Source organism: Marinobacter sp. (genome assembly GCF_052094685.1).
GTDB lineage: Bacteria > Pseudomonadota > Gammaproteobacteria > Pseudomonadales > Oleiphilaceae > Marinobacter.
Genome location: NZ_JBQDKB010000004.1, coordinates 25,162 through 38,506 on the forward strand (window position 1 = coordinate 25,162; position 13,345 = coordinate 38,506).

A 13,345-nucleotide genomic window follows, 5' to 3' on the forward strand; every position below is an offset into this window, starting at 1 on the left:
CGCCGTTAATACCGACATCCGGAATACTGACTATGACCGATCGCAACACTCGCCTGGAACAACTTCACAAAGCCCTGCAAGAGCGCATCGTGATTCTCGACGGCGGCATGGGAACCATGATCCAGAATTTGAAACTGGACGAGAAAGCGTTCCGGGGCGATCGGTTTGCCGACTATGACCGTGAGGTGCAAGGCAACAACGACTTGCTGAACCTCACCCAGCCTGCCCTTCTGCGGAACATTCATGCAGATTATCTGGACGCTGGCGCAGATATTATTGAAACCAACACGTTCAACTCTACCCGGGTGTCTCAGTCTGACTATGGCCTGGAAGAGGTTTCAAAAGAGCTGAACATAGCGGCCGCAAAGCTGGCGCGAGAGGTGGCGGACGAATACACCGCCAAAGATCCCAGTAAGCCCAGGTTTGTGGCTGGCGCTGTGGGCCCCACGTCCAAAACCGCCTCTCTATCGCCCGATGTGAACGACCCTGGCTTTCGTAACACCGACTTTCAAACGCTGGTCGACAATTACTACGAGTCGGTAGAAGGCTTGGTTGAAGGCGGTTGCGATATCATTCTTATCGAAACTATTTTCGATACGCTGAACGCAAAAGCAGCGATTTACGCCACTCAGCAGTATTTTATAGACAGTGGCACCGAACTGCCGATTATGATTTCCGGCACCATTACGGACGCCTCTGGCCGTACGCTGTCTGGGCAAACCACGGAAGCGTTCTGGAATTCCATCGCCCACTCCCGTCCAATTTCTGTTGGCCTGAACTGTGCTTTGGGGGCAGATGCGTTGCGCCCTTATGTGGAAGAGTTGTCAGGCAAGGCCAACACTTATGTTAGCGCACACCCCAACGCGGGCCTGCCTAACGAATTTGGCGAATACGACCAAACGCCGGAAGAAATGGCCGCAACCATTGAAGGTTTCGCGCGGGATGGTTTTTTAAACATCATTGGCGGTTGCTGTGGTTCTGCTCCAGAACACATAGAAGCGGTCGCAAAAGCTGTATCAAAATACCCACCGCGTAAAATACCTGAACGCCCACAAGCGCTGCGCCTTTCCGGTCTTGAACCCTTTACCGGTGATGAAAACACCCTGTTTATTAACGCGGGCGAGCGTACCAACGTAACCGGCTCCAAGCGATTCCTGCGCCTGATTAAAGAAGAACAGTACGAAGAAGCCTTGAGCGTGGCTCGGGATCAGGTAGAAAACGGCGCCCAGATTATCGACATCAACATGGATGAGGGCATGCTGGATTCCAAGGAGGTGATGGTCAAATTCCTGAACCTGGTTGCCTCCGAGCCTGATATCTCCCGGGTGCCGATTATGCTCGACTCGTCCAAATGGGACGTAATCGAAGCGGGGCTGCGCTGCATTCAAGGCAAGGCGGTGGTGAACTCTATCAGCCTGAAAGAAGGCGAAGAAGCGTTCATAAACCGCGCCAAAGACTGCATGCGATACGGCGCTGCCGTGGTGGTGATGGCCTTCGATGAAGACGGGCAGGCAGACACCTTTGAGCGCAAAACCGAGATCTGCAAGCGGTCTTACGATGTTCTGGTCGGCATTGGCTTTAACCCTAGCGACATTATTTTCGACCCGAACGTGTTTGCCATCGCCACAGGTATTGAAGAACACAACAACTATGCGGTGGACTATATCAATGCCGCACACTGGATCCGGGAAAACCTGCCCCACGCGTCTATTTCGGGTGGCGTGAGCAACGTTTCCTTCTCTTTCCGTGGCAACGATGTGGTACGCGAGGCCATTCACTCGGTGTTTCTGTATTACGCCATTAAAGCCGGCATGAACATGGGCATTGTAAACCCTGGCCAGCTGGTGATTTACGATGAAATCGACCCAGAACTGAAAGAGCTGGTTGAGGATGTTGTGCTCAATCGCCGCGACGACGCCACAGACCGCCTGCTAGACATCGCCGAACGTTACAAAGGCAAAGGCGGTAAAACGCAGGAGGAAGACTTGGCGTGGCGCGAGTGGCCCGTGATTAAACGCCTGGAACACTCACTGGTCAAAGGTATTACCAACTTTATTATTGAAGACACAGAAGAGTGTCGCCAACAGGCAGAGCGCCCTATTCACGTAATCGAAGGCCCGTTGATGGACGGCATGAACGTGGTCGGCGACCTGTTCAGCGATGGCAAGATGTTCCTGCCCCAGGTGGTAAAAAGCGCCAGGGTCATGAAACAGGCAGTGGCGCACCTGATTCCGTTTATTGAAGCGGAGAAGTCTGAAGACCAGCGGGCCAAAGGCAAAATCTTGATGGCCACGGTAAAAGGCGATGTGCACGACATAGGCAAAAACATCGTAAGCGTGGTGTTGCAGTGCAACAACTACGAGGTGATAGATATGGGCGTTATGGTGCCCTGCAACAAAATCCTCGACGCCGCCATAGAGCACAACGTAGATATTATTGGGCTAAGCGGCTTGATTACCCCATCACTGGATGAAATGGTGCACGTTGCCCGGGAAATGCAGCGTCTTGATTTCCACCTGCCTTTAATGATTGGTGGTGCCACTACCTCCAAAGCGCATACCGCGGTAAAAATTGAGCCCCACTATAAAAACGACATTGCCTTGTACGTGTCGGACGCCTCTCGCTGCGTAAACGTTGCCTCACAGCTGCTCAGCGAAACGGCAAAACCCAAATTGGTAAACGATGCTCGCGAGGAGTACCACAAAATTCGCGAACGCCGTAAGCAACGGGGCGACCGCACCAAGCTAGTGAGTTTAAAAGAAGCACGGGCGCGGGCTCCAAAAATCAACTTCGAAAACTACGTGCCGCCCAAGCCTGCTTTCACCGGTACCAAGCTGTTTGAATCCTATGATTTAGGTGAGCTGGAACCTTACATAGACTGGACGCCGTTCTTTATTTCCTGGGACATCGCCGGCAAATACCCACAGGTATTTGACGATCCAAAGCGCGGCGAAGCAGCCCGAAATCTGTTTGACGACGCCCAGATCATTCTACGCAAAATGATTGATGAAAAGCGCGTAAGGGCTTCAGGTGTTATCGGTTTTTGGCCGGCATACCGCCGTGGCGACGACATTGTGGTGTATAAAGATGACAGCCGTAGCGAAGAGCTAACCACACTGCACCACTTGCGCCAGCAGGATGACAAAGCTCCGAATCAATCCATGATGACGCTGTCTGACTTTGTGGCTGAAGAAGGTACAGAGCATTGTGACTACATTGGTGGTTTTGCAGTGACCACCGGCATAGGTGCCGAAGAAATGTCGTTGGAATACAAAAATGCTAACGACGACTACAACGCGATCATGGTGAAAGGCCTGGCAGACCGCCTGGCAGAAGCCTTTGCGGAACGCATGCACCAGCGAGTGCGGAAAGAGTTCTGGGGTTATAACAGCGATGAGCAGCTCGGCAACGAAGACCTGATCAAAGAGCGCTATCACGGGATTCGCCCAGCGCCTGGCTACCCCGCCTGCCCTGATCACACAGAGAAGGCGACCCTGTTCAAACTGCTGGACGCCACCGCACAAACGGGCATCGAGATCACTGAAAGTTTTGCGATGTTCCCAACCGCAGCGGTATCGGGCTGGTACTTCTCACACCCGGAATCCAAGTTTTTTGCGGTGGGTAAAATTGGCGTAGACCAGGTTGAAGACTATGCTGAGCGTAAAGGCCTTTCCAAAGCAGATGCGGAACGGTGGCTGGCACCCAGCCTCGCCTACGATCCCGATGAGTAAAGGCTAAGCTCGCACACAGACAGGATGGGGTTTATGGCAAAGTCGCCTGGTACGGAGAAAGATAAAAACAAAAGGCCTCAAGGCCCCAGTGTTTTCAAGGTGATGCAAACCGTCGCGGCGGGTGCGCTGGGGGTTCAGTCCAGCAAACGTCGCGAAGAAGATTTTGGTAGCCACAGCCCCTGGCCCTACATTATCGGCGGCCTGCTGTTCACAGCTCTATTTATCGGCACGCTCGTTCTGGTTGTGCAGGTTGTCCTATCCGGTCAGTAGCGCTACTGACCGGAAACCCACACCACCGCAAATGAGACCACAAGTGCAATAATCAGTACGGCAGCTACGGCGTCGACCTGGCTATCTGATTGCATTAGCTTCTTCATTACTTATCCCTTTTTTAGAGTCTGCTCATCAGTCTTTGGTGAAACGGGCCCTCGCCAACGCTTCCCCTATCAGTAAAGCAGCAAATTGACATTCGTCCAGCTCGCAACGTACCGGCTTATCGCCTGAATCGATAAACATATCTTGAAATAATCATTTCTAGAATAAGAAGGGCCTGCTATCCTTCGTTTCAGATATAAGGCCCCGGTTTTCGGGCGCACCCGACGACAGTCCGGAACCGGAACTCTTCGGGTGCATGCCGTTACGACGTTATTATGCAGGACTTTCCTTTATGTACGTATACGACGAGCACGATCGGCAAATGGCCACCGAGCGGGTTGCACAGTTCCGGGATCAGACCGCGCGAGCGCTTGCCGGAGAACTGGAAGAAGACGAATTTTTGCCTCTGCGCCTTCAAAACGGGCTTTACATTCAGCGGCTCGCGCCCATGCTGCGTATCTGCATACCGTACGGCATGCTGCGCTCTGTTCAGTTGCGTCGTCTCGCGCGTATTACGCGGGATTACGACAAAAGCTACGCACACTTCACCACGCGTCAGAACGTGCAGCTGAACTGGCCTGCATTGGAAAATGTACCTGACATTCTGGCCGAGCTGGCAGAAGTAGAAATGCACGCCAACCAAACCAGCGGCAACTGCATAAGAAATACCACCACAGACCAGTTTGCGGGCGTGCAGGCTGACGAAATTGCGGATCCCCGCCCTTACTGCGAAATTATTCGCCAGTGGTCGACGTTCCATCCAGAGTTCGCGTATCTGCCAAGAAAATTCAAGGTAGCGGTGAATGCATCGGAGAATACTGACCGGGCGGCCATTCAGGTACACGACATTGGCCTTCAGATCGTTCGCAATGAAGTTGGCGAGCTGGGCTTTCGAGTACACGTAGGTGGCGGCTTGGGTCGCACACCGATGGTAGCCCCGGTAATCCGTGAATTTCTGCCAGAACTCGATCTACTGACCTATTTAGAATCTGTGCTTAGGGTTTATAACCGTTACGGTCGCCGTGATAACAAGTTTAAGGCGCGTATTAAGATCTTGGTAAAGGCTCTGACTCCAGAAGGATTTGCAGAGAAGGTCGAAACGGAATGGGCACACATTAAGGATTCCCCTACCCGGCTCACGCCTGAAGCCATCGAGCGCATCCAGGGTTACTTTACCGAGCCCGAGTATGCCGAACTGAACAATGCGACTGAGTCGCTAGCACAGCAGAGATTCAAAAACCGCGGGTTTGATCAGTGGCTACAACACAACGTAGACACCCACAAAAAGCCCGGCTATGCAATTGTATCGCTGACGTTGAAAGAAACCGGAACGCCCCCGGGAGACGTGACCGACCAACAACTTGAACAGATCGCAGACCTGGCAGACGAATACAGTTTTGGTGAAGCCCGGGTAACACACTATCAGAACGTGGTACTCGCCGATGTACGCCAGGATCGCCTGCTTGAACTTTGGCAGAAGCTTGGCCCCATCGGCTTTGGCACTGCCAACCTGCACACGCTAACAGACATTATCTGCTGCCCCGGCGGCGATTTCTGTGCACTGGCAAATGCCAAGTCGATTCCCGTTGCCGAGGCCATTCAGCGCCGCTTTGATAACCTCGATTACCTGTACGACATTGGCAACATTGACCTGAACATCTCAGGGTGCATGAATGCCTGCGGCCACCACCATGTGGGCAACATTGGTGTTTTGGGTGTCGATAAAAAAGGCCAGGAGTTCTATCAGGTGAGTCTTGGTGGCGCGTCACAGCACGATGCCTCTATCGGCAAGATTCTGGGGCCGTCGTTCGCTCAAGATGATATGCCTGATGTGATCGCGAAGATTATTGATGTGTATGTCGAAAAGCGCACCGAGGAGGAATCTTTCGTGGATACCTATCGCCGTGTTGGAATCAGTCCTTTCAAGGAGCGGGTTTATGCCTGATATTATTTTTCGGGATGGCAGCATCCGTCAAAACCAGTGGGTTGTGATTCAGCGCCCTGAAAGCGGCGAATCATTGGATATTCCTGAGCAGCAACCTGCCCTGATTCCGGCGGATCTCTGGATTGCGGATCGTGAACAGTTTGCGGGAAAGGACAATATCGGCGTTTGGTTGGATAGCCATGATGAGCCGGGAGTTCTTGCAGATCACGTTCACGAGTTGTCTTTGGTCGCGGTGAACTTTCCGAAGTTTAGCGATGGTCGGGGGTATAGCACTGCACGGCTGCTGCGGGAGCGTTTTGGCTATAAAAATGAGTTGCGGGCGATTGGCGATGTATTGCTGGATCAGCTTCAGTTTATGAAGCGCTGTGGCTTTGATACCTATGATCTGCGGCCTGATAAGGATATTCGTAAGGCGGCTCGTTCGCTGAATTTCTTTAGTCAGGGGTATCAGGCGGCTACGGATACGAATTTGCCTTTGTTTCGGCGTCGGGCTTCTTAGTACATTTGCCCTCAAGTACGCATACAGGGGCGGATGACCAGTCAAAACCGTGCGGAGCCATGGATGGCGGAGCCGAGCGTACAAGGATGTATTCACAGCGTGTTTTGACTGGTCATCCGCCCCTGTATGCTCGAGGTTCACCGGATCAAATCTTATGATCCAGAACGATTTTTCCGGCTGATTCGCCTTTCAGAAAAGCTTGCAGCGCTTCATTAAGATCGGCACGGCCAATCTGCTTTGCAGTTGCTTCAGCCTTCGGGCACTTCCAATCACCTGAAAACTTCTTCCAAACGGCCTCTTTTTCGGTCAACGGGATTTCAACCGAATCTACACCCAGCAGGTTTACACCACGCAGGATAAACGGCAAAACCGTGGTCTGGAGTTGTGGCCCGGCAACTAGGCCGCAGCAGGAAACGGAACCGCCTGGCTGGATCTGTTTCAGCAATTCAGCAAGAGGCGACCCGCCAACTGTATCTACGGCGTTAGCAAAGACCGGCTTTAGCATTGGCTTCTTATCTTCAGCCAAGGCATCACGCCCCACTACCTCAGCAGCACCGAGTTCTTTCAAGCTTCCGGCGTGACCGGCTTTACCGCTAATGGCTACAACATCAAAACCCAGTTTTGAGAGAAGCTCTACCGCAACGCTGCCTACCGCTCCAGAGGCGCCTGAAACGGCAACTTTGCCCTGCTCAGCGCTAGCACCCATGGTGAGCAGCTTCTGCACGCACAGGCCGGCTGTGAGGCCAGCTGTGCCGTAGATCATCGCCGTCTCAGGTTTCCAACCGGCAGGCATGGCTACGCACCAGGCGGACGGAACGCGGATGTATTCGCCAAATCCGCCGTCGGTATTCATGCCCAAGTCGTAGCCGGTTACGATCACCTGGCTGCCAACAGCTGGGGTTCCGGTGGCGGATTCGACCACTTCACCGGCGGCATCTATGCCCGGTGTGTGGGGGAATGAGCGAGTAACACCTTTGTTGCCCGAGGCCGAAAGCGCGTCTTTATAATTCAGCGAGGAATGGCTGACTTTTATCAGAACCTCACCCGCTGGAAGATCCTTGGTGCTAAGGGTCTGCTCAGCACCTTTATAATTGCCATCCTGCTCTTCAACACGCCAGGCTTTGAATTGGGTATCGCTCGTCATGTTCTTCCCCACGTTTTATTGGCTACTGGATTTTCTGGTTGCGAAATGCGCTTAGAACCTTCCATACCGTGTGCTCGAGTGCGCTACTGGTTGCCAGCCCAAGTTTCTCTGGTAGGGTTCGTTTGCGCTGGAACGCTACAGAGACTACGTCTGCCCTGTCGCACGCTTCAATGAGATATTCGTCGGAGGTTTTAATCTCGTCGATGAGTTTTACCTCAAGTGCCCGCTTACCGAACCAAATATCGCCCGTTGCTACCGCTGCAATATCCAGCTCCGGACGGCGCTCACTGACATAGTCCTTGAACAGCCCGTGGGTATCTTCCAGGTCTTCCAGGAACTTTTGACGGCCTTTGTCGGTATTTTCGCCAAACACGGTCATGGTGCGCTTGTGCTCACCGGCGGTCAGTATTTCGAAATCCACGTTATTTTTCTTGAGCAAGCGGTGAAAGTTCGGTAGTTGAGCAACGACACCAATAGAGCCAAGAACAGCGAAAGGCGAAGCAACGATCCGATCTGCTACACAGGCCATCATATAACCGCCACTTGCCGCGACCTTATCGACACAGGCCGTAAGGTGGATGCCTTTGCTGCGGATACGGTCAAGTTGTGCTGCCGCAAGGCCGTAGGAGTGTACAAGGCCGCCGCCGCTTTCCAGGCGAATAACGACTTCATCCTTACCGGGTTCGGCAACACTGAGCACCGCAGAGATAGCACGGCGAAGCGGGTCTGTATCGCTGGCCTTGATGTCACCGTCAAAATCCAGCACGTAGATGCGCCCTGGCGCATCTTTAACAGCGTCGGCCTCGTCTTTCTTTGCTTTTTCAGCTTTCTTTTCGGCTTTGTCTTCTTTCTTTCTTGCTTTGCTCCAGGCTTTTCGCTCGTGGTCGGTCATGAGCCGTGCCTGAATGGCCTCACGAAGTTTGCGGTACTTGTCGTTGAGCTTAAGGATTTGCAGCTCACCATCGTCCTCGTGATCGTCCCGATCTTTCTGAGTAGCAGAGACGATAATGGACACAACCACCACGGCCGCAACAACGAAGGTGATTACTTTGGCTAAAAACAAACCGTATTCAGTCAGGAACTCCAAAACGCTTCTCCAGGCAGTTAAGCAAGCACGAGAGTGTAACTTACCGAAACTCTGGTGATAAGCAGAGCAAAAAAATTAAAACAAGCGTTCGATCGAGCTTGACAGGGATAACGTCTCACCATAAAGTCGATTTGCGAAGTCGGCTCTACCCGGCTAACGCCAAGGCTGCGAAAGCCAGGCACGTAAAGCCGTTATCACGACAAGACAACCATCAAATAAGGGTAAAATAATGTCTGTAGATCAAATCTTTGAGAAACTTGAGAAAAATTTCAACGCAGACGCAGCTCAGGGCCTAGACCTTGTATTCCAGTTTGATATCGAAGATGACAAGAGCTACAACTTGGTTATCAACGACGGCACTTGCAAACTAAATGAAGGCGCTCACGCTGACCCTTCGGTAACCCTGATCATGAATGCTGAAACCCTTGAAGGTATCGTGTCCGGCGAAACAGACGGCATGCAAGCTTTCATGGCAGGCCAGCTTCGCGCCGAAGGCGACATGATGCTGGCTACTAAGCTGGGTGAGCTGTTCAACATGGGCTAATACCGCCCCTTTGAGCTCATAAAAAACCCGCGCATCGCGCGGGTTTTTATTATCCAAAGCCATATCATCAGAGCAACGTTACAACCCCACTTCATCCAGCGATGTTTCCGCTAGCCGAAGCAAATCAGCATTACTCTCTTCACGCTTACCAATGCTTTCAATATAGTACTCAAGGGATGTCAGAGCATCTGCCAGCGCTTCCAATACCTGAATTTCCGGCGCTTCACGGGCGTCCAATAAACGCTCCTGAATAGACGCAGCTGCACGCTCAAGTACGTGGGCCGCGCCTGGGTCGTTTACCAACTGCAGCCCACCCCAAATACTGTGCAAAGTGGCTGGCAGATTGGCAAGGTGAAGCTTGTCGTAGTCCGATTCTACAAAAGCTGTGATGGCGCGCTTGGCTAACGTGAGTGCACCACGAGCTTCGTCGGCCACCACATAGACCGCTTCTTTAAGATAAATGGACTCCTCACGGCTTCGCTCACTGCCGGCCAGCGCGTCTGTTTCTGCTGTGATGCCGCGGCTAACAATTTGCATAACCGCATCTTCAATACCCAGTACCGAGTCTGCGAGGCGAAAAAGCTCTTCCTCGCCGGGCAGCCGGGATTCAGCTTCCCACGCGCGAAGCCTAACCGCTTCTTCGCGGGCAATGGTTGCTAGCCGATTAAGATCCAGCATGACCAATGTATTGCCAAGACGCTCCAAGGTATCCGCAATAGATGAAAGTTCAGCCAAATCAGGCTCAATGCCACGCTCTATGATATCGAGTTTATCTTTGAGTTGATTGAGCTCATCCTGCAAGGCTTCGGAAAGAGATTCGAGCACATCCGTGCCCGGGCCATACAAACGTCGTGAGTGGGCCTCAAGGATGGAATCTGAAAACTCTGCGGGAGTTAACTGGAAAGCAGACAGAACACGAGCAGCCTCAGGGTTGCCGGAACCACTTCGGTAAACCAGGTAAACAAGATCACGAATGATCGAGTCAGGCGCGTCTTTAGCCGTTGTAATCTTTCCCACATAAACCATTTCCCGCGCATACTTTTCGATACGCATAAACATACGCTTGCGGGCTTTGGTGAACGTCATGGCACGATCTACCATAGTGTCTGCTGCAATTGCGACCAGACACCACATCTGCCCCATAGGCGCCCCCTGACACAAACGGAAAAGCCCCCGCGCGGCGCGGCCTATAAGCTTCTGGCTGACCACTGGGTTACGATCACGGAGTATGCCCAGCAGGGCCACCTGGAACGTCAGGCGCATGCGCCGGGCAACAATTTCATATTCAGCGTCTGTACCCTCAAAAATAGAAACCGACAGGCCCGAGCAAAAATCAGGCTGGTCTTTTACATCTACTTCAAAGAAACAGGATTCCGGATAGGGCTTTTCACGGCGGGCTTCACGCAGTTCGTTGATAACTGGCAGCAACAGTTCGGGGTGATCCGCACGCTGCTGGTGGTAGTATTCTACGTAGCGACGAAGAATAAATAGCGCGTTGTTCAAGGTGGTGAGCAGAATGTTCTTGTCGTCGTTTGCGCCGACCGGAACATCGTTTGCCATAGTAACCGCTTCTTGGCATAGCAGCGTACCGCCGCGAAGCTCGACCAACATAAAGATGCCGCGAAGCTGATTCAAGAAATCCAGACAGTTCTGCAGATCCTCCCCACTCTCACGGTTTTCCTGAAAGCGCTCAAGACTAGATTCTGCCTGTTTGATGGTCTGCTCAATTTCACTTTTGACCAGATCAAACGACTGCGATTTCGTCGCCAGAGACGATTGAACCATAAACGCTTCCTATTATGAGTCGGCTAACCCCTCCCGACCTTGTTGCATGACCAAAAAATGACGAACCAGCCATTACTTATAACATAAAGATCAAGGACCTCAACAAGGCTGGAGTGTAACAATTGGTACAGGCAGACACAGTTCTCATTCTGCGCCTTCCAACTTGCTCCAGACTGTTCCGCCTGCCTTCTGCTCAAGGGTGGCCATGAATGCCTGATGAGCTTCATTCTCAGCTTCGGTCGCCTTAATGATAGCCAGCTCAGGCCGGTCCGAGTTCAATCTGCGGAGACCTCCGGACCCACCCGCGCTTTCAGACCCAGCATCAAGGGATAATGCAGTTTGTCCGCCTGTGAGCAAAAGGTATACTTCCGCTAGAATTTCCGCATCCAGCAACGCGCCGTGGAGTTCCCGGTTGCTGTTGTCAACGCCATAGCGTTTACACAGGGCGTTCAGATTGTTCTTCTGACCTGGATGCTTTGCCCGAGCAAGGGCAAGAGAGTCTACAACCCCACAATGGTCGGCGGTTTTACGCACAGGCTTCACCCGGGCAAACTCCGAATCCATAAAGCCGATATCAAACGCAGCGTTGTGGATAACCAGTTCAGCGCCTTTGATAAACTCAAAAAACTCATCCGCGACAGCAGCAAACTTTGGTTTATCTAAAAGAAACTCATTGGTAATCCCATGGATAGTAATGGCTTCTGCTTCAACTTCCCGCTCTGGATTGATGTAAACATGATAGTTGCGGCCGGTTAGCTGGCGCTCCATCATTTCAACACAACCAATCTCGATAATTCGGTGCCCTTCGGCGGGATCTATCCCCGTTGTTTCGGTATCCAGTACAATTTGTCTCATATGCCCCACACAAGTTAAGTTCAGAGCGCGTTTCAGCTGCCGATCAGCTCGGCAACCCCTTTGTTCGCAAGCTCGTCTGCCAGCTCGTTATCTGGCACACCCGCATGGCCTTTAACCCAATGCCAGTTAACCTCGTGCTTTGCGGTTTCCAAATCAAGCTCGCGCCACAGGTCATCGTTTTTCACCGGCTTTTTCGCCGCGGTTTTCCAACCGTTTCGCTTCCAGCCAGAAAGCCACTCGGTAATGCCTTTACGCACATACTGAGAATCTGTATACAACTCGACTTGGCAGCCGCGATTAAGCGCTTTCAAGCCCTGAATCGCAGCCATCAACTCCATTCGGTTATTCGTGGACTGGCGCTCACCGCCATGCAGGGTTTTGCAAGAACCGCCGTAGCGGAGCACAACGCCCCAGCCGCCGGGCCCCGGATTACCTTTGCAGGCGCCATCGGTATACACAATCACCTTTTCGGACATTAAAATTCTAGCCTCTATCTTGGTATGGTGGCCTAGCAATGGCCGATCACTCTTCAGAGTGGTTAAGGGTCTGTGAGGGACAGCCTCTGGATGCGCCTACTGTGCCGCTTCCCGACAACCCCATGACTTTGCTCTGGCGCCATGAGCTCCGTTGTGAAATCGGGGCGCAAACCCGTTTTTTCGCAAGGATACAGTAATACGCGCCAACCGGAAGGAATCCGTAACGGGATAACCGCTCGCTGAAATGGCCCGAAGCCTTGCGGCCATGGCGCTGGAAAGGCAAACGGAAAAGTCGTGTCACAGACACCTCGATCTGGAAATCAAGCAGGCGCAGCCAGTCTTCCATACGCCCCCTCAAAAGAAAGCGCCCGCCCCAAGGTCCAGTATGGTGCCGCGAGATAACTCTGCGCACCCCCCAAGAACTAACGGGGTTAAAACCAATCAGAGCGATGGTGCCGTCGCCCCTTAAAACCCGCGAAGCCTCTCGCAAAACCTGATGAGGATAATCAGAAAAATCAGCAGTATGATGAAGCACAACCAAATCCATAGAGCCTCCGGGGAATGGCAGCTCGTCCGCATCGCACACCACGACCCCATCGGGTATGCCGGTGAAGCACCTAGGCGTGGTCATTATTTTCTGTGAAAAATCAGTGCCACTGGTAAGGGGCAACCGGTGACTAACACTTACTTGAAGCTGCCTCGCTCCCGTCAGACGGGCGAGCCTGCGCTCAAGAAAGCCGCGCTGATCTGCCAGCAACGCTCGCCCCAGGGGCGTCTGAAACCAGTTCTCAAAGCTCTCGTTCCGAGATGAATAATCAACGACCTGGCTTTTCTTCACACTGCCTTTACTCCCGCGTTAGCAAGGAACCTTTGGGAGGGTCTCAAGCTCAGAGGTTGTTGGGAC

General features: G+C 52.6%; 11 protein-coding genes. 5 read left to right on the plus strand and 6 right to left on the minus strand.

Annotated features, from left to right (window positions below; all coding sequences use genetic code 11):
* The first annotated feature begins 32 nt into the window (after positions 1-32).
* The 4 genes from metH (at position 33) to ACTH3S_RS01625 (ending at position 6,550) form a co-directional block, all read left to right on the plus strand.
* A complete protein-coding gene (gene metH, locus ACTH3S_RS01610) occupies positions 33-3,731 on the plus strand; it encodes a methionine synthase (protein WP_441807273.1) in 3,699 nt (1,232 codons plus the stop codon).
* A gap of 33 nt (positions 3,732-3,764) precedes the next feature.
* Positions 3,765-4,001: a DUF2970 domain-containing protein gene (locus ACTH3S_RS01615; RefSeq protein ID WP_441807274.1), complete on the plus strand. Its 237-nt coding sequence runs from the start codon at positions 3,765-3,767 to the stop codon at positions 3,999-4,001.
* A 397-nt stretch (positions 4,002-4,398) separates the two neighbouring features.
* Positions 4,399-6,051, plus strand: a complete 1,653-nt coding sequence (locus ACTH3S_RS01620; protein WP_441807275.1) for a nitrite/sulfite reductase — start codon at positions 4,399-4,401, stop codon at positions 6,049-6,051.
* A complete protein-coding gene (locus ACTH3S_RS01625) occupies positions 6,044-6,550 on the plus strand; it encodes a DUF934 domain-containing protein (RefSeq protein ID WP_441807276.1) in 507 nt (168 codons plus the stop codon). The genes ACTH3S_RS01620 and ACTH3S_RS01625 overlap by 8 nt, the downstream gene beginning before the upstream one ends.
* A gap of 145 nt (positions 6,551-6,695) precedes the next feature.
* Here ACTH3S_RS01625 and ACTH3S_RS01630 read toward each other — a convergent pair whose 3' ends face one another.
* Entirely contained in the window at positions 6,696-7,694 is a 999-nt protein-coding gene (locus ACTH3S_RS01630) for a YhdH/YhfP family quinone oxidoreductase (protein WP_441807277.1), read from the minus strand.
* A 22-nt stretch (positions 7,695-7,716) separates the two neighbouring features.
* Positions 7,717-8,781 (minus strand): protease SohB, encoded by a 1,065-nt coding sequence (sohB, locus tag ACTH3S_RS01635; RefSeq protein ID WP_441807278.1) that lies wholly within the window; start codon positions 8,779-8,781, stop codon positions 7,717-7,719.
* A gap of 229 nt (positions 8,782-9,010) precedes the next feature.
* On the opposite strand from sohB, the gene ACTH3S_RS01640 reads away from it, so the two are divergent.
* Positions 9,011-9,325, plus strand: a complete 315-nt coding sequence (locus tag ACTH3S_RS01640; RefSeq protein WP_441807279.1) for an SCP2 sterol-binding domain-containing protein — start codon at positions 9,011-9,013, stop codon at positions 9,323-9,325.
* A gap of 78 nt (positions 9,326-9,403) precedes the next feature.
* Here the strand turns inward: ACTH3S_RS01640 and ACTH3S_RS01645 are convergent, their stop codons facing one another.
* The 4 genes from ACTH3S_RS01645 to ACTH3S_RS01660 form a co-directional block, all read right to left on the minus strand.
* The gene (locus ACTH3S_RS01645) at positions 9,404-11,110 is read right to left on the minus strand and encodes a chemotaxis protein (RefSeq protein WP_441807280.1); all 1,707 of its coding nucleotides are present in this window, start codon (positions 11,108-11,110) and stop codon (positions 9,404-9,406) included.
* A 144-nt stretch (positions 11,111-11,254) separates the two neighbouring features.
* Positions 11,255-11,965 carry a DNA polymerase III subunit epsilon gene (gene dnaQ / locus ACTH3S_RS01650; RefSeq protein ID WP_441807281.1) on the minus strand — a complete coding sequence of 237 codons (711 nt, stop codon included), beginning with the start codon at positions 11,963-11,965 and terminating at the stop codon, positions 11,255-11,257.
* Between the two features lie 32 nt (positions 11,966-11,997).
* The gene (rnhA, locus tag ACTH3S_RS01655; protein ID WP_441807282.1) at positions 11,998-12,441 is read right to left on the minus strand and encodes a ribonuclease HI; all 444 of its coding nucleotides are present in this window, start codon (positions 12,439-12,441) and stop codon (positions 11,998-12,000) included.
* A 46-nt stretch (positions 12,442-12,487) separates the two neighbouring features.
* A complete protein-coding gene (locus tag ACTH3S_RS01660; protein ID WP_441807283.1) occupies positions 12,488-13,279 on the minus strand; it encodes a class I SAM-dependent methyltransferase in 792 nt (263 codons plus the stop codon).
* Positions 13,280-13,345 lie beyond the last annotated feature (66 nt).

Bases quoted from the DNA above. Each gene is read 5' to 3' on its own strand.
- dnaQ (WP_441807281.1), bottom strand. From the start codon at position 11,965: ATGAGACAAATTGTACTGGATACCGAAACAACGGGGATAGATCCCGCC.
- ACTH3S_RS01615 (WP_441807274.1), top strand. From the start codon at position 3,765: ATGGCAAAGTCGCCTGGTACGGAGAAAGATAAAAACAAAAGGCCTCAA.
- ACTH3S_RS01645 (WP_441807280.1), bottom strand. From the start codon at position 11,110: ATGGTTCAATCGTCTCTGGCGACGAAATCGCAGTCGTTTGATCTGGTC.
- ACTH3S_RS01625 (WP_441807276.1), top strand. From the start codon at position 6,044: ATGCCTGATATTATTTTTCGGGATGGCAGCATCCGTCAAAACCAGTGG.
- rnhA (WP_441807282.1), bottom strand. From the start codon at position 12,441: ATGTCCGAAAAGGTGATTGTGTATACCGATGGCGCCTGCAAAGGTAAT.
- ACTH3S_RS01640 (WP_441807279.1), top strand. From the start codon at position 9,011: ATGTCTGTAGATCAAATCTTTGAGAAACTTGAGAAAAATTTCAACGCA.
- ACTH3S_RS01630 (WP_441807277.1), bottom strand. From the start codon at position 7,694: ATGACGAGCGATACCCAATTCAAAGCCTGGCGTGTTGAAGAGCAGGAT.
- ACTH3S_RS01620 (WP_441807275.1), top strand. From the start codon at position 4,399: ATGTACGTATACGACGAGCACGATCGGCAAATGGCCACCGAGCGGGTT.
- metH (WP_441807273.1), top strand. From the start codon at position 33: ATGACCGATCGCAACACTCGCCTGGAACAACTTCACAAAGCCCTGCAA.